The 15,573-nt window shown below is 66.5% G+C and carries 14 protein-coding genes; 5 read left to right on the top strand and 9 right to left on the bottom strand.

Translation table 11 applies throughout. The features are described from left to right. Window positions 1-5: 5 nt before the first annotated feature. The 6 genes from cnbZ to D4Q52_RS04170 form a co-directional block, all read right to left on the bottom strand. A complete protein-coding gene (gene cnbZ, locus D4Q52_RS04145) occupies window positions 6-755 on the bottom strand; it encodes a 2-amino-5-chloromuconate deaminase CnbZ (protein WP_119855283.1) in 750 nt (249 codons plus the stop codon). Between the two features lie 37 nt (window positions 756-792). Next, window positions 793-1,536 (bottom strand): ABC transporter ATP-binding protein, encoded by a 744-nt coding sequence (locus D4Q52_RS04150; RefSeq protein WP_119855284.1) that lies wholly within the window; start codon window positions 1,534-1,536, stop codon window positions 793-795. Then, entirely contained in the window at window positions 1,529-2,278 is a 750-nt protein-coding gene (locus tag D4Q52_RS04155; RefSeq protein WP_119855285.1) for an ABC transporter ATP-binding protein, read from the bottom strand. Before D4Q52_RS04155 ends, D4Q52_RS04150 begins: the two co-directional genes overlap by 8 nt. After that, window positions 2,271-3,206, bottom strand: a complete 936-nt coding sequence (locus D4Q52_RS04160) for a branched-chain amino acid ABC transporter permease (RefSeq protein ID WP_119855286.1) — start codon at window positions 3,204-3,206, stop codon at window positions 2,271-2,273. The genes D4Q52_RS04155 and D4Q52_RS04160 overlap by 8 nt, the downstream gene beginning before the upstream one ends. Beyond that, window positions 3,203-4,069 (bottom strand): branched-chain amino acid ABC transporter permease, encoded by an 867-nt coding sequence (locus D4Q52_RS04165; RefSeq protein ID WP_119855287.1) that lies wholly within the window; start codon window positions 4,067-4,069, stop codon window positions 3,203-3,205. Before D4Q52_RS04165 ends, D4Q52_RS04160 begins: the two co-directional genes overlap by 4 nt. Before the next feature lie 199 nt (window positions 4,070-4,268). Further along, window positions 4,269-5,489 carry an amino acid ABC transporter substrate-binding protein gene (locus tag D4Q52_RS04170; RefSeq protein WP_119855288.1) on the bottom strand — a complete coding sequence of 407 codons (1,221 nt, stop codon included), beginning with the start codon at window positions 5,487-5,489 and terminating at the stop codon, window positions 4,269-4,271. Window positions 5,490-5,656: 167 nt separating this feature from the next. Here D4Q52_RS04170 and D4Q52_RS04175 point away from each other — a divergent pair, with 167 nt between their 5' ends. Further along, window positions 5,657-6,559 carry a LysR family transcriptional regulator gene (locus tag D4Q52_RS04175; protein WP_119855289.1) on the top strand — a complete coding sequence of 301 codons (903 nt, stop codon included), beginning with the start codon at window positions 5,657-5,659 and terminating at the stop codon, window positions 6,557-6,559. Between the two features lie 144 nt (window positions 6,560-6,703). Here D4Q52_RS04175 and D4Q52_RS04180 read toward each other — a convergent pair whose 3' ends face one another. Together D4Q52_RS04180 and D4Q52_RS04185 are read right to left on the bottom strand one after the other, a co-directional pair. Next, the gene (locus D4Q52_RS04180) at window positions 6,704-8,098 is read right to left on the bottom strand and encodes an NAD(P)/FAD-dependent oxidoreductase (protein ID WP_119855290.1); all 1,395 of its coding nucleotides are present in this window, start codon (window positions 8,096-8,098) and stop codon (window positions 6,704-6,706) included. Continuing rightward, window positions 8,098-8,502, bottom strand: coding sequence for a nuclear transport factor 2 family protein (locus D4Q52_RS04185; RefSeq protein WP_119855291.1), 405 nt, complete (start codon window positions 8,500-8,502; stop codon window positions 8,098-8,100). Before D4Q52_RS04185 ends, D4Q52_RS04180 begins: the two co-directional genes overlap by 1 nt. Window positions 8,503-8,716: 214 nt before the next feature. Between D4Q52_RS04185 and D4Q52_RS04190 the strand changes: the two genes are divergently transcribed. After that, a complete protein-coding gene (locus D4Q52_RS04190) occupies window positions 8,717-10,228 on the top strand; it encodes an aldehyde dehydrogenase family protein (RefSeq protein ID WP_119855424.1) in 1,512 nt (503 codons plus the stop codon). Window positions 10,229-10,235: 7 nt separating this feature from the next. Then, entirely contained in the window at window positions 10,236-11,024 is a 789-nt protein-coding gene (locus D4Q52_RS04195; protein WP_119855292.1) for a sulfite exporter TauE/SafE family protein, read from the top strand. 119 nt (window positions 11,025-11,143) lie between these two features. On the opposite strand, the gene D4Q52_RS04200 is transcribed toward D4Q52_RS04195, so the two are convergent. Continuing rightward, complete coding sequence (locus D4Q52_RS04200) at window positions 11,144-12,598, bottom strand: PLP-dependent aminotransferase family protein (protein WP_234831061.1); 1,455 nt, start codon at window positions 12,596-12,598, stop codon at window positions 11,144-11,146. A 324-nt stretch (window positions 12,599-12,922) separates the two neighbouring features. On the opposite strand from D4Q52_RS04200, the gene D4Q52_RS04205 reads away from it, so the two are divergent. Both D4Q52_RS04205 and D4Q52_RS04210 read left to right on the top strand, forming a co-directional pair. Beyond that, on the top strand, window positions 12,923-14,566 hold the full coding sequence (locus D4Q52_RS04205) for an amidohydrolase (protein WP_119855294.1): 1,644 nt from the start codon (window positions 12,923-12,925) through the stop codon (window positions 14,564-14,566). Beyond that, entirely contained in the window at window positions 14,563-15,507 is a 945-nt protein-coding gene (locus D4Q52_RS04210) for a CobW family GTP-binding protein (RefSeq protein ID WP_119855295.1), read from the top strand. Before D4Q52_RS04205 ends, D4Q52_RS04210 begins: the two co-directional genes overlap by 4 nt. The last annotated feature ends 66 nt before the right edge of the window (window positions 15,508-15,573 follow it).

The raw sequence follows: 15,573 nt of genomic DNA on the forward strand, positions 1-15,573 counted from the left end.
CCGGCTCAGATCACGCGCTCGCGGTGAACGCAGCGGCAGTCCATCTCATAGTCGAGGCCTTCGACCGGCGGGCGGTTGAAGTGCCAGGTCAGGCCGTGGCGGAACACGCCGCGCTGGCCGAGTTCACGCTCGAGGAACGGATGGATGTCGTGCACGGTGTACAGCTGCGCGCCGGTGATCTCGGACCAGCTGCCGCCGAACGCGCTCATCCGCCGCTCCATCTCGCCAAGCACGAACTGCGCCTTTCGCTGCAGGCCGGCCGGGCTGATGTCGCCGAGCGCGACTGTGTGGTCGCGGTAATTGCCCTTGCCTTCCGGCGCTTCGCCGCTGCCGGCGATCACGAACGACTTCGGCGCGTTCTCGGCCGGCACCGTATAGGAGAACGCGTAGAAGCTCGGCTCCGCCGGCGGGTCGAGTTGCGGACAGACATTGCTGCGCGCGATCGGATTGACGCGGTCCTGCATGATGCCCCAGTCGACCAGCGTCTTGATGTACACCTCGTTGAAGTCGACGAAGCCCTGTTCGGTGAACGGCGCGGGCGAGCGGAGTTCGCAGGCGCCAAACGCGGTCAGCGGCCGGCCGGCTTCCTTGAGTATCTCGGCGATCCTGGCAAAGCCCTGCTTCAGCGGCACCGGATTGGCGAAGCGCACGCGCTCGATCGTGAAGCCGGGCAGCGCGGCGATGCCGCAGGAATACTGGAAGACGCCCGGCATGTAGCGATAGCCGCTGTTCGGGGCTTCGACGGTCTCGATCATGATTCCTCTTTCGATCAGCAAGTGAAACTTCGGATTGTCATTCCTGCAGCACGCCCAGATAGGCGTCGCGAACGATCGGGTCGGCGAGCAGCTCTTCGCCCGAGCCCTCGCGGACGATGCGGCCCATGTCCATCACGAAGGCGCGGTCGCACAGATCGAGCGCGATGGTGACGTCCTGTTCGACCAGCAGGATCGAGGTGCCACCCTTGTTGAGGACGCGCAGCGCGTCGACCAGCTGCTCGACCAGGAGCGGCGACAGGCCGAGCGAGAGTTCGTCGATCATCAGCAGCAGCGGCGCGCTCATCAGGCCGCGGCCGATCGCGCACATCTGTTGCTCGCCGCCGGACAGCGTCGCGGCCTGCTGATTGCGGCGCTCGCGCAGCCGCGGGAACGTCGTGTAGACCTGATCGAGATCCTGCTTGATCTCGGCGCGGCCGGCGCTGCGCAGATAAGCGCCCATCAACAGGTTCTCTTCGACGCTCATCGCACCGAACAGCCGGCGACCTTCCGGCACGTGGACGATGCCGTGCGACAGGATCTCGGCGGCGCTGCGGCCGGCGAGGTCGTGGCCTTCGGAGCGATACACGCCGCCACGCACCGCGACGAGGCCGGACAGCGTTCGCATCAGCGTGGTCTTGCCGGCGCCGTTGGAGCCGATCAGCGCGGTGATCTCGCCGCGGCGGACCGCGAGGTCGACGCCCCACAGCACCTGGATCTCGCCATAGCCTGCGTCGAGCCCCTTGGCCTCGAGGATCAGATTATCAACCTTGCTCTCAGCCATGGCGGGCGGTCCGTTGCGCGTATTGCTGGCCCAGATAGGCCTCGACCACGGCCGGATTGCTGATCACCTCGCGCGGCGGGCCGTCGGCGATCGGATGGCCGTTGTGCAGCACGACGATGCGGGTGCAGACGTTCAGCACCACCTTCATCAGATGCTCGATCATCACGATGGTGATGCCGTCGGCGGCGAGCTGGTGGATCAGCTTAGTGGCGCGCTCGACCTCGGCGCTGTTGAGGCCGGCATTGACCTCGTCGAGGAACAGCAGCTTGGGCTTCATCGCCAACGCTTTCGCAAGCTCGAGCCGCTTGCGCATCGCCAGCGTCAGCGTCGCGGCGGATTGCTCGGCCTGCGCCTCGAGGCCGACGAAGGCAAGATGCTCGCGCGCGGCCTCACGCGCCGATTTCAGGCTGGCGCCCGGCTGCGAGAACAGCGCGGCGGCGGCGACATTGTCGAGCGCGGAGAATTCGGCGAACGGCTGCACGATCTGGAAGGTGCGCGACAGGCCGAGCCGCGCGGCCTGATAGGCCTTGATCTTGGTGATGTCCTTGCCGTCAAACAGCACGGTGCCGGTGTTCGCCGGAGTGACGCCGCAGATGGTGTTGACCAGCGTGGTCTTGCCGGCGCCGTTCGGCCCGATCAGGCCGAGCACTTCGCCGCGCGCGACCGACAGAGTGACGTCGCGCAGCGCCTGCAGGCCGGAGAAGCGGCGCGATACGCCGGTGAGGCGGAGCAGTTCAGACATGCTTGGTCCTCCGCCACAAACGATCGGCGCGGAGCGAGGTCAGGCCGTGCGGCAGGAACAGCAGCAGCAGCACGATCAGCACGCCGAGCACGCCGGTGTGGATGTGGGTGTAGTTGCGCCACACTAGTTCCTCGAGGCCGAGATACAGGAATGCACCGCACGCCACCCCGAGCGGCGAGCCGAGCCCGCCCATCAGCGCCATCACGATCGGCTTCACCGAATACAGAATGTCGAACACGTCCGACGGATCGATGTAGTGCACCCAGGCGGCGTAGATGCCGCCCGCCACCGCGACGAAGCAGGCCGACAGGCCGAACGCCGCGGCCTTGGCCAGCGTGGTGTTGAGCCCGACCATGCTGGAGGCGGTCTCGTTCTGGCGGATGCAGTTGAGCGCAAAGCCGAGCTTGGAGTTGGCGACCGCGATCACCATCAGGGCGGTGAGCAGCATCACGCCCCACATCGTGTAGAAGTAGTAGGTCGCCTCCGCCATCACGCCAGCGCCGGACACGAGCGGGATGTTCAGCCCCATGCCGCCGCCGGTGAGGTCCGTGGCGTTATTGACCAGTTCGCGCAGCACCTCGGCAAGCGACAGGCTGGCGATCGCGAAATAGTGCCCGCGCAGCCGCAGCAGAATGGCGCCGAGCAGGCCGGCGGCGAACAGCGCCAGCACGCCGGAGACGATCAGCGCCAGGCTCATCGGAACGCCTCTGCCCATCAGCACGCCGGTGCAATAGGCGCCGAAGCCGAAGAACGCTGCCGTCGCGAACGACGGATATCCGGCGAAACCGCCGACAATGTTCCACGACAGCGCCAGCACCGCATACATGCAGGCCATAGTGCCGAGCCGCAGCGCATAGGCGCCGCCGAACAGCGGCAGCGTCGCCACGCAGGCGACCAGGATCAGGAGAGCGACGTGGCTGCGGGTCATTCGAAGCCCTTTCGGCCAAGCAGGCCCTGCGGGCGCAGCACCAGGAAGATGATCAGCAGCAGGAACGACAGCGTGGTGGCGTGGGCCGGGCCGAGATAGGTGGCGCCGACGCTTTCGACCAGCGCCAACAGCAGGCCGCCGGCCAGCGCGCCCGAGACGCTGCCGAGGCCGCCGAGCACGCAGACCACGAAGGCCTTGCCGAGGAAGGTCGAGGAGGTCAGCGGCGAGATCGGGAAGATCAGCGCCATCAGCACGCCGGCGCAACCGGCGAGCGCGGCGCCGAGCCCGAACGCCACCGCGTAGATCGACGGCACGTGGACGCCCATCAGCACCGCGGCGTCACGATCAAGCCGCACCGCCACGATGGCGCGGCCGACCTTGGAGCGGCGCAGCAGCAAATAAAGCAGGCCGGTCAATGCCAGCGCGGTGGCGGTGGCGATCAGGCGGTCGACCGGCACCACCACGTCGCCGAACGCCAGCGAGCCGAGCGGCGGGGTCAGGATCAGCTTGCGATAATCGGCGGTGAAGAAATAGATCATCGCGTTGTTCAGGATCAGGTCGAGCCCGAAGGTCAGCGTCAGCGTCACCAGCACCGGCGCGGTGATCACCCGGTTGAGGATCAGCCGCTGGATAACGTAGCCGAACGCGAAGAACAGCGGCGCCGCGACGAAGATCGCGTACCACGGCGACAGATGCAGCGACTGGTACAGCATGAACGCCAGATAGCCGCCGAGCACGATGAACGAGCCGTGGATCAGGTTGATGACGTTGAGCACGCCCCACACCAGCGAAAACCCGATCGCGATGCAGGCATAGAGACTGCCCAGCACCAGCGCGTTGATCAGGATCTGGATGGCTTGCATGGGGGAGGGTTCACTTGGGTTGGGAGAGATTAGGAGCGCCGGCGGCGTGGCGACGGAGTAGATGTCGGATTGTCTACGAGGCCTTAGCCCCGTCATTGCGAGCGTAGCGAAGCAATCCAGGGGCCCCATGCGTGGCATGGATTGCTTCGTCGCTTCGCTCCTCGCAATGACGGGGAGAGGTCGGGGGCGGAAGAGAGGTTTATTCGACGCCGACTTTCAATTCGCCCTGCTTGATCGCCTGCGGGAACAGCACCACCGGCTTGCCGCCCTGGATCTGGAAGACCGGCGGGTCGAGCGAGTTGATCTGGCCGTTCGCGCCGAACTTGACCGGGCCGAAGAAGGTGACGACGTCCATCTTGGCGAGTTCGTCGCGGACCTTGTCGCGGTCGGTCGAGCCGGCCTTCTCGATGGCGATCTGGAACAGCGCGCCGCACAGCGCGGCCGAAGCGTGCGCGTAGTCCGGCTCGGCGTTGTACTTCTCCTTGAACAGCTTCACGAAGTTCGCGGTCGAGCCGAAGATGTCCTTGCCTTCATATTGCGAGGCGGGGTGCCACCAGGCGGCGGAGGAGACGTTCTCGGCGCCCTTGCCGAGCGCGTCGATGAACTCCTGATAGGCCGGGCCAGCGATCATCGACACCACCGGCGCCTTGATCTGCTGGTCGGCCATCTGCTTGCGCACCAGCAGCAAATCGTTGGTATAGCCGGTGACGAAGATCCACTGCGGTGCCAGCGCCTTGATCGACGACAGCGTCGCCGAATGGTCCAGCGTGCCGATCGCGTATTTCTCGAAATACGCCACTTCGAAGCCGGCGGCCTTGGCGGACTTCTCCATTTCCTGGGCGATCGCCAGCGGGAACAGGTCGTTGCGGGCGAGAATCGCGATCTTCTTCACCTCCGGCACCTTGGCCTTGACCATCTCGGTCAGTGGTGTCGTCAGCGTGTCGTTGGGCGTGAAGGTGCCGAACAGATATTTGTAATTCTGGTCGTAGACCTGCACCGAGGAGGCGGTCGCGGCCAGCGTCGGCACTTTGTATTTCTCCGAGACGGTGCTGGCGGCCTTGGCGGCGCCGGAGCCGAAAGGCCCGAACAGGAAATTGACGTTGTTCTGGGTGATCAACTGCTCGCTGGCCTGCACGGCGCGCGGCGTGTTCGACTGATAGTCGGTATAGACGATCTCGACCTTGTACTTCTTGCCGCCGACATTGATGCCGCCGGCCTTGTTGGCCTGCTCGGCCCACAGATTATAGCCCTGCTGCTGCTTGATGGCTTCGGGCGCCAGCGGCCCGGTGATCGGCAGCGGCGCGCCGATCTTGATCACGTCGTCGGCCGACGCTGCGGCAATGTGAGTTCCGGAGGCCAGCACGGCGAGGCCGAGCGGGACAGAGAAGCGAACGCAGCGAGCAACCCACGTGTGAAGCATGCGGAAGTCTCCAAGGGAGGTGATGGCGCCAAATCCTGCCAAACCGTCCGTTCGAATAAAAGCATTGAATTTCGAGCCCTGAGATCGAATAATTCGAACACTAGCCAGTCGCTGCCGTAATCTTCGGCAGGCGGAATGCAAAGCGATCATCGAAGGAAACCATCACAATGATCGAGTCCGCGGCGATCCGTTATTTCCGCGAGGTGACAGAATCCGGATCGATCAAGCAAGCCGCCGCGACGCTGCGGATTGCGCCGTCGGCGATCAGCCGGCAGATCCAGGCGGTCGAGGAGGAGCTGTCGGTCAAGCTGTTCGAGCGCAACGCCCGCGGCATGGTGCTGACCGACGCCGGCCGGCTGGTGTATCGCTACGCGGTCGACAACCGCAGCCTGCTCGACGGCATCCGCACGCGGGTGCAGGAATTCGCGGCGATGAGCCGCGGCCAGGTCAAGCTCGCGACGGTCGAGGGCATGCTGTCGAACTTCCTGTCGAACTTCCTGATCGAATTGTCAGCCGATTATCCGGGCATCTTCGTTTCGACGACGGTGCTCGGCTCACGCGCCGTCGCCGAAATCGTCGGTCGCAACGAGGTCGATCTCGGCCTGGTGTTCGGTCGCGCGCCGCGGCGCGATCTGATCGAGCTGGCGAGGATGCGGCAGTCGCTGTGCCTGATCGTCGCACCGAACCATCCGCTGGCGACGCGGGAATCGTGCACCGTCAAGGAGCTCGCCGGGCTGCGCGTCGTGGTGCCCGATCCGTCGTTCGGGATTCGGCAGGAGGTCGATCGCGCCTGTGCCACCGCCAAGATCAGGTTGGAGATTTGCAGCGAAACCAACTCGCTGGCGTTCGCGCAGATGCTGGCGTGGCGCACCGACCTCGCCACCTTCCTGCCGCGCGACACCGCGATGCCGGCGATCACCGCGGGCCGACTGGTCGCCGTGCCGCTGCGCGACCCGCGGCTGGAGGCGACGCAGGTAACGCTGGTGCAACTCGCCTCGCGCACCATCTCGCCGTCGTGCCGGATGGTGGCGGACCTGCTGGTGGCAAGGATGAAGAGCGCAAGGGAGTAGCTACTCCTCAGAGGCGACCACGCCAGCCCCATCGTCATTGCGAGCGCAGCGAAGCAATCCAGCGCCACATGCGCGGCGTGGATTGCTTCGTCGCTTCGCTCCTCGCAATGACGGGGAGAGGGCGTATTTAGACGTGACGCGCCCTTACGCCGCCTCGTCGCGCAGGTGATACCAGCGATACAACATCCGTTGGCCCAAGCGGCGGAACGGCTCGAAGGTGTGGGTTGGTAGTGGCGAGGTGAAGATCGGCAGGTCCTGGCCCTTGAAGTGCTGGCCGGCGATCATCTGCGCCATGCGGCGGCCGGCCTGCGCCGAGTAGGAGACGCCGTTGCCGCCGTAGCCGAGCGCGTAGAACAAATTGCTCTGCGGGTCGGGGCGGAAGATGCGTGGCATCATGTCGTGGCTGACGTCGACCCAGCCCCACCACGAGTAATCGATCTCGATGCCCTGCAGCGCCGGGAACTTGCGGTGCAGGCCGTCGATCAGCAGTTGCAGGTGCTTCGGCGCGTCGGCATCGGCGCCGGTGATTGACGAGCGGCTGCCGATCTGGATGCGGTTATCCGGCAGCAGCCGATAGTAATAGCGCAGCGTCCGCGTGTCGGTGAGCACCAGCTTGGTCTTGAAACCGGTGGCTTCGAGTTCGGCGGCGGTCAGCGGCCGCGTCACGATCGAGTTGGACAGGATCGGCATGCAGCGGCCGCGCAGCGCTGGCGTCAGGCCGGGCGCCGTGTAGGCGCCGGTGGCGATGCCGACCGCGCGGGCCCGCACGGTGCCGCCCGGCGTGCGCAAATGCAGCTTGCCGCCGCGCTGCTCGATGTTGGCGACCGGGCTCGCCGGATGCACCTTGACGCCGAGATCGCGCGCCATCCGCTGATAGCCGAAGGCGAGCTTGGCCGGGTGCACGCCGGTGCCGAGTGGCTCGAGCACCGCGCCGACCGCTTCGGCCTCGTTGACATATTCGCGGCGCAGCTGGTCGGCGCCAATCACGCGGGTCTGCTCGCCGAAGGTGTCGCGCAGCAGCGCGGCCTCGGTGGAGATCTTGTCGAGGTTGCGCTGACGATGCGCGATGTAGAGATGGCCGCCGCGCTGCGGTTCGCAGTCGATCGGGCTTTGCCGCACCAGCTCCTCGAATGTCTCGAAGCCGTCGCGAATCTCGCCGTGCAGCCGCTTGGCGACGTCGATGCCCCAGCGCGCGATCCATTGCGAGCGCGTCAGCCGACCGGCGGCGTTCTGGCCCTGGCCGCCGTTGCGGGTGCTGCAGCCCCAGGCGACGCGATTGGCTTCGAGCACCACCGGCTTGAGCCCGTGCTCGCGCGCCAGGAAGATCGCGCAGGCAAGGCCGGTGTAGCCGGAGCCGACGATCGCCACATCGGCATCGATGTCCGAACTAACCGGTCCGTCGTCCGCCGGCAGCGGCCCGGCGGTGGCGTGCCAATAGGTCGGTGCGTAGTCGCGGTTGTGGCCGGGGCCGTCGCTGACCAGCGGATCGTAATGCGGATCATAGGCCGCCAGCGGCGGCGTCTTGAGCGGCCCGTTCATCACGCGGCTCCCTTGGCGGGCAGCGCCGGACGATCCTTGCGGAACGCGCTCTTGCTGACGATCTTGTCGCCGCGGAAGCCGAACAGGTCGACACCTTCGGCCTCGATGCGCGAACCATCTTTCGCGGTGGCGCGAAAAATCCATTCGGAGATGCCGCGGTCGCCGAACACGGCGTGGCGCGTGCATTCCCAGCTCACATCCGGGAAGGTCGCGAAGGTGGTTTCGAATGCGGCGCGGACGTCGGCGGCGCCGCTGATGCGGCGGCCGCAGGCTTCGGGCCCGGCAGCGGCATCGAACACGACATCATCCGTCATCACCGCCATCACGCCGGCGCCATCGTGGCGATTGAAGGCGGCGAACAGAAGTTCGAGTTGGCGCAGGCGCTGAGTATCAAGTTCCGACATAGCAGACACATTCCATCATAGTGGGCGCAGGGGCGTCTCCGTGATGGTGGCGCGGATCGGCCGGCAGCTTAGAGCGCAGGCTGTCACGAGCGATCGTGCATGCTTAGAACCAGATGCCGCGATGTCTGCGGCCAGAATGGCCGGCCGCAACTGGCCCAACGGCTTGGCCCCGGCTGGACCTTCGCGCGCGATGCGCAATCGCCAAGGTGATGCGATGATCAACATCGACACCCGCATCAATCCCGCCATCGCGCCCGCCGTGTCGGACGTGTTCACGCAATTGCAGGGCCGTCATCTGATCGGCAATGCGCTGGTTCCGGCCGCGGCCAGCGCGACGCTCGACGTGATCGACCCCGCCACCGGCGCGCTGCTCGCGGCCGCGCCGGCTGCGACCTCCGAGGACGTCGCCCGCGCCGTCGATGCCGCCGCGAACGCGTTTCCCGGGTGGGCCGCGACGCCGGCGCGGCAGCGCGGCAGACTGATCGCCGAGGCGGCGCGCGCCATCGCGGCGCGCAGCGAGGTGATTGCCGCCGTGCTGGCGCTGGAGACCGGCAAGGCGATCCGCACCGAGTGCCGCGGCGAAGTCGCGACTGCGATCGATATCGTCACGATGTATGCGGGGCTGGCGTCCGAGCTGAAGGGCGAGACTCTGCCGTTCGATCCGCAGATCCTCACCTACACCAGCCGCGAGCCGCTCGGCGTGGTCGCCGCGATCCTGCCGTGGAACGTGCCGCTGGTGCTGATGATGCTCAAGATCGCCCCGGCGCTGGTGGCGGGCAACACGGTCGTCGTCAAAGCGTCCGAAGAGGCGCCGTTCGCCACCATCGAGATGGCGCGGCTGATGGCCGAGCTGCTGCCGGCCGGCGTGCTCAACGTGATCTGCGGCACCGGCCGCGATTGCGGCTCGGCGCTGGTCGAGCATCCCGCGGTCGCCAAAGTAACGTTCACCGGCTCGCAGGCGGTCGGCGAACTAATCTACCAGACCGCGGCGCGAAAAATCATTCCGGTCAGCCTCGAACTCGGCGGCAAGAGCCCGATGATCGTCTATCCGGACGCCGACATGGCGCGCGTCATCGCCGGCGCGATCGCCGGCATGCGTTTCACCCGGCAGGGCCAGAGCTGCACGGCGGCGAGCCGCATCTACGTCCACAGCGCTCTGCTCGCCACGTTCGTGGCTCAGCTGAAGGATGCGCTCGCCAAGCTGGTGATCGGCGATCCGCTCGATGAGGCGACTGATGTCGGCACGGTGATCTCGGCGCGGCAGAAGGCCAAGATCGAATCCTACCTGGCGCTCGGCGAGCGCACTGCCGGCGCGCAGGTCGCGCGCTGCGGGGAAATTCCGCGCGCCAGCCATCTCAAGGACGGGCTGTATCTGCAGCCGACCATCGTCACCGGCCTGCCGGAAGATTCGCCGCTGATGCGCGAAGAGATCTTCGGTCCGGTGGTCTGCGTACAGCCGTGGGACGACGAGGACGACGTCATCGCGCGCGCCAATGACAGCGATTTCGGCCTCGCCGCGACGGTGTGGACGCACGATTTGCGCCAAGCGCTCCGCGCCGTGCAGCGGCTCGACGCCGGTTACGTTCAGGTCAATCAGAACCTGACGATCCAACCGAATCTGAGCTATGGCGGATTCAAGAAGTCGGGTCTCGGCAAGGAAGCGTCGCTGGAGGCCATGCTCGAGCACTTCACCAAGAAGAAGACCGTCGTCATCGACATGCGGTGAGCGCAGCATGCAGGATCTGATCGCCGCCGCGCAGGCGAGCCTCGCCAGCGCGCTTCCGGCGCCGCCTTTGATCGCCGCAACGCTGGGCGCCGTGATGGCAGCGGCGCTGCTGCGCGGCTTCACCGGCTTTGGCTTCGCGCTCGCCGCCGTGCCGCTGATGGGCCTGTTCATGACGCCCGCCAAGGCGGTGCCGGTCGCGGTGCTGCTGCAGCGTCTCGGCGGGCTCAACGATCTGCGGCGCAATCATCGCGACTGCCATTGGCCTTCGTTACGCTGGCTGATCGTCGGCGCCGTCATCGGCTCGCCGCTCGGCGCGCTGGCGCTCAGCGTCGCGCCGGCGCCGGTGGCGCGGATCGTCATCGCGGTGATCATCGCGGTGGCGGTGCTGATGCTCGGCCGCGGCTTCGCGCTGGCGGCAGTGCCGTCGCGGCTCGCCACCGCGATGGTCGGACTGATCGCGGGGCTGTTCAACGGGCTGGCCGCGATGCCCGGGCCGCCCGCGGTGGTGTACTACATGTCTGGCCCGTTCCGCGCCGTGGCGGCGCGGGCCTCGATGCTGGTGTTCTTTCTCGCCACCTCGATCGCAGCCTTCATCAGCATCGCGCTGGTCGGCCTCGCCACGCCGGCGGTGATCTGGCTGGCGGTGATGGCGCTGCCGGTGATGTTTCTCGGCACCTGGGTCGGCGAACTCGGCTTCCGCCGCGGCACCGAGAAGCTGCATCGCCACATCTCGATCGCCAGCCTCGCGATGATTGCGCTGATCAGCGCCGCGAAGGGATTCAGCGAGCTGATGTAGTTCGCTTCGCCGCATCAGATTGCGTCATGCCCGGGCTTGTCCCGGGCATCCACGCCTTTGCGCGTTGGACGGTTGAAAGGCGTGGATGGCCGGGACGAGCCCGGCCATGACGGCGGATTTCACGATTCCGCTTTCAAATACGCCGCGATCACTTCGCCGAGGCGCTGGATGCCGGTTTCGATGCGGTCGGTGCGGATCGAGGAGAAGCCGAGGCGGAAGCAGTGCCGGCTGGCGGTTTCGTCCATCGAGAACACCGCGCCGGGTTCGATCACCACGCCTTGCGCCAGCGCGGCTTGGGCCAGCGCGGTGGTGTCGGTGCCGGGCGGGCAGGCGATCCAGTAGTTGGTGCTGCCGGGGCCGCGCGAGAACGTGCAGTCCGGCAGATATTTGGGAAGCAGGCGGTCGAGCACCCTGGCGCGCTCCAGCAGCACGCGGCCGACCTGCTGCAGGTGCGAGCGATAATGGCCGAGGCCGATGAACAGCGCGGCGACGCGCTGGTTGTTGAGCGGCGGATGGCGCAGCATTAGCCGGCGCAGCGCGCGCAGCTCGCGGATCACCGGCGCCGGCGCCACGACATAGCCGAGCCGCAGCCCCGGCGCGAGCGCCTTCGACAGGCTGCCGACATACAGCACGTTGCTGGCGTGATCGAGGCTCTTCAGCGGCGGCAGCGTCGCGGCCTCCGGCATCAGCTCGCCTTCGTAATCATCCTCCACCAGCACGACGTCGCCGGTCTCGGCAGCCTTCAGCAGTTCCAGCCTTCGCTGCAGCGGCATGACGGTGGCGGTCGGGCATTGGTGGCTGGCGGTCACATAAGCCAGCGCGCAACCGCGGAACGTGTCGTCCGGTAACAAGCCTTGCGAGTTCGAGCGCAGCGGTACGACGTCCGGCGTCAGCATCCGGAAGATGTTGCGCGCGTCCGGGTAGCCGGGTTCTTCGATGCCGACGCGGGTGCCGTGCCTGATGAACAGCGTCGCGATCAGATACAGCGCGTGCTGAGCGCCGATCGTCATCATGATCTCGTCGGAGCGGGCATGAATGCCGCGGCGCGGCAGAACCTGCAATTGAAGTTGCTCGATCAGCGCCGGATCGTCGCCGTCGATCAGGTCGCGCGCCCAGTTTTTGATCTCGGGAACGCTGAGCGCGGCCCGTGCCGATTCGCGCCAGTCATTGGTGGGGAACAGGCTGGGGTCGAACTGGCCGAAAATGAAAGGATAGGGCTGCGCCTGCCAGTCGGCCGGCTTGACGATGTTACGGTGCGCCGAGGGCTGCACCGCATAGCGGGCGGCCCAATGCGCATCGTCCCGGCTCGCGGCTTCGGCCGGCTTCTCGGCGCCGGTGGCGATCTTCTTAGGCAGGCCGGCGACGAAGTAACCGCTGCGCTGGCGCGACACCAAGAAATTCTGGTCGACCAGCTGCTCGTAGGCGATCACTACGGTATTGCGCGACACCTTCAGCACAGCCGCGAGATCGCGGCTTGACGGCATGCGCATGCCGAGCGGCAACCGGCCGTCCTCGATCGCCGTGACGATGATCTGGCGGATCTGCAGCTGCAGGAACGAACCGCCGCGATCCATTCCCCGGAACAACGCACCCCAGAATAGAGCGTCGCTGTTGCCTAATGAGGCGGCATTTGCTGAATGATCGAGCGTTCGATCCCGCGACGCTTCCGGGTAGGTGACCTGTGCGAGCTTTCCCAAACGATTTAACCTACTCAACGCGGGCAGATTCCACGGGCGGAATCCAAGTATGTCGGATCCTGAGCGTTAAGCAAGAAGTCTGCCAGCGAGCCCGGCGCTACGCGGATAGGTGCTGGCTCCATTCGTGCGGACCATCTGGCGCTAGTGTGAGGTGGTCAATGGCTTCACGCTTGCAATCGTAAGTTCGAAAGGCTCAGCAGCGTGAACCACGATACCGTCGTCTATTCGGCCCGCAAGATCATCACGATGAATCCGTCGCGTCCCTTCACGACGCATGTTGCGGTGCGTGAAGGGCGGATCGTGGCGACCGGCACGGCCGACGAGCTGTGTGTCAATGGCGCACGGCTCGACAATCGTTTCGCCGACAAGGTGCTGATGCCCGGCTTCGTCGAGGGCCATGCCCACATCATGGAAGGCCTGATGTGGAAACTGCCGTACGTCGGCGCGTTCGATCGGCGGTCGCCGGAAGGCAAAGTGGTCGCCGGTGTTCCCGATATCGAGTCGATCGTTTCGCGTCTGCAGCAGGCCGAAGCCGCGATGCCCGACGACGCGACTCCGCTGTACGCCTGGGGCTTCGACCCGCTGCATATCGGCGGCAAGATGCTGACGCGGCAGGATCTCGATCGCGTCTCCACCAAGCGCCCGGTGCTGGTGGTCCACGCCTCGTTCCACATCAACAATGTCAACACCGCGACGCTTGAACTCGCCGATCTGCTCCGCGCGACCGAGATCTCGGGCGTCGTCGCCGGCGCTGATGGCCTCGCCAGCGGCGAGCTGCAGGGCATCCCGGCGCGGATGCGGCTGTTCCGCGCGCTCGGCCACAACCCGATGGCCGGTACCATCACCGAGGCAGACGTGCGGCGCTACGCGGCGTCGTCCTGCGTGCAGGGCGTTACCACCATCACCGACCTGCACAACGACCTCAACGATCCGACCATCGAGGTGTATCGCAGCGTCGCCAGCCAGGATGATTTTGGCGTCCGCCTGGTGCCGGCGCTCGCCGCAGTGTCGCACACCCCCGAGCAGGCGATCGCCAAGCTCGAGACGCTGCGCGGCCACGCCAGCGCCAAGCTGCACTACGGAATCGTCAAGCTGGTGGTCGACGGCTCGATCCAGGGCTTCACGGCGCGGCTGCGCTGGCCCGGCTATCACAACGGCGCCGCCAATGGCCTGTGGTACATCGCGCCGGAAGAACTGCCGCGGCTGGTCGACAAGTATCATCGCGCCGGCGTCCAGCTCCACATCCATACCAATGGCGACGAGGCGACCGAAGCCGCGCTCGACGCGATCGAGGCGGCGCAGATCGCGGCGCCGCGGCCGGATCATCGCCACACGCTGCAGCATTGCCAGATGGCGGATGCGGCGCAGTTCCGGCGGATGAAGGCGCTTGGCGTCTGTGCCAATCTGTTCGCCAACCACATCTATTACTGGGGCGATGCGCATTACGAGCTGACCATGGGGCCGGAGCGCGCATCGCGGATCGACGCCACCGGCACCGCGCGCCGCATCGGCGTGCCGTTCGCGATCCATTCGGACGCGCCGGTGACGCCGCTGGCGCCGCTGTTCACTGCCTGGTGCGCGGTCAACCGCGTCACCTCGGGCGGCCGCGTGCTCGGCCGCGACAGCGAAGCGCTGACGGTGGAGCAGGCGCTCGCCGCCATCACGGTCGATGCCGCCTATACGCTCAAAATGGACCATCTGGTCGGCAGCGTCGAGACCGGCAAATACGCCGATTTCGCCGTGCTCGACGACGATCCGCTGACCGTTGCTCCGGAGAAGCTGAAAGACATCACGATCTGGGGCACCGTGGTCGGCGGCGTGGTTCGGGAGGCGCCCCGCGCATGAGGAAAGCGACCGCGACCATCCCAGTCACGGTGATCGGCGGCTTCCTCGGCGCTGGCAAGACCACGTTCGTCAACCATCTGCTCGCCGGCGGCGGACCGCGCACCGCGGTACTGGTCAATGATTTCGGCGAGATCAACGTCGACGCGACGCTGATCCAGGGCCATGACGGCACCACCATGACGCTGACCAATGGCTGCATCTGTTGCAGCATCGGCACCAGCTTCATCGAGACGATGTGCCAGGTGCTGGATGCGGAGGTGCCGTTCGAGCGCATCGTGATCGAAGCCTCGGGCGTCGGCGATCCGTGGAAAATTGCCGAGATCGCGCTGATCGAGCCGACATTGCGGCTCGACCGCGTGATCGTGCTCGCGGATGCCAGCCGCATCGCCGCGTTGCTCGGCGACGCCCGCGTCGGCGCCACGGTGCGCAGCCAGTTCGACCGCTGCGACGTCGTGCTGCTGAGCAAGACCGATCTGGTCGATGCGGCAACGTTGGCGGCCGCGCGAGCGGCGGTTCTGACGCTGCGCCCCGGCATGCAGATGATCGAGACAGCGCGCGACTCTTTGCCGAGCCTGTCGGCGCTCGATGCGCCCGCGCAAGCGTCGGCGTTCCGTGCCGACTTGCCAGCGTCTAATCATGGCGAGACCTTCCGCAGCTTTGCCTATCGCCGCGACGGCGCGTTCGACCGCGCCCGCATCGCCGGCGCAGTGGCGGCGCTGCCGCCGGAGTTGCTGCGGCTGAAGGGCTCGTGCCGGCTCGACGGCGAGGACTCGCCGCAGGTGTTTCAGATGGTCGAAGGTGTATGGTCGCTGGTGCCGGCCGATCAGCCGGGCGACGATGCCGGCATCGTATTAGTGGGCGTCGGCACCGCCGATCTGCCCGAGCCGGCGGTGCTCGACGCGATCCTCGACCGCGCGCTCGCGGCCGGTGTCGCGGCATGAGCGCCGCGCCCTGCCGTTCCGTTTCGTCGATACGCCGCGCTCGCGGATCGACAGCACTTAGTCTCG

This window comes from Rhodopseudomonas palustris, from assembly GCF_003591005.1.
Classification (GTDB): Bacteria; Pseudomonadota; Alphaproteobacteria; order Rhizobiales; family Xanthobacteraceae; genus Rhodopseudomonas; species Rhodopseudomonas palustris_K.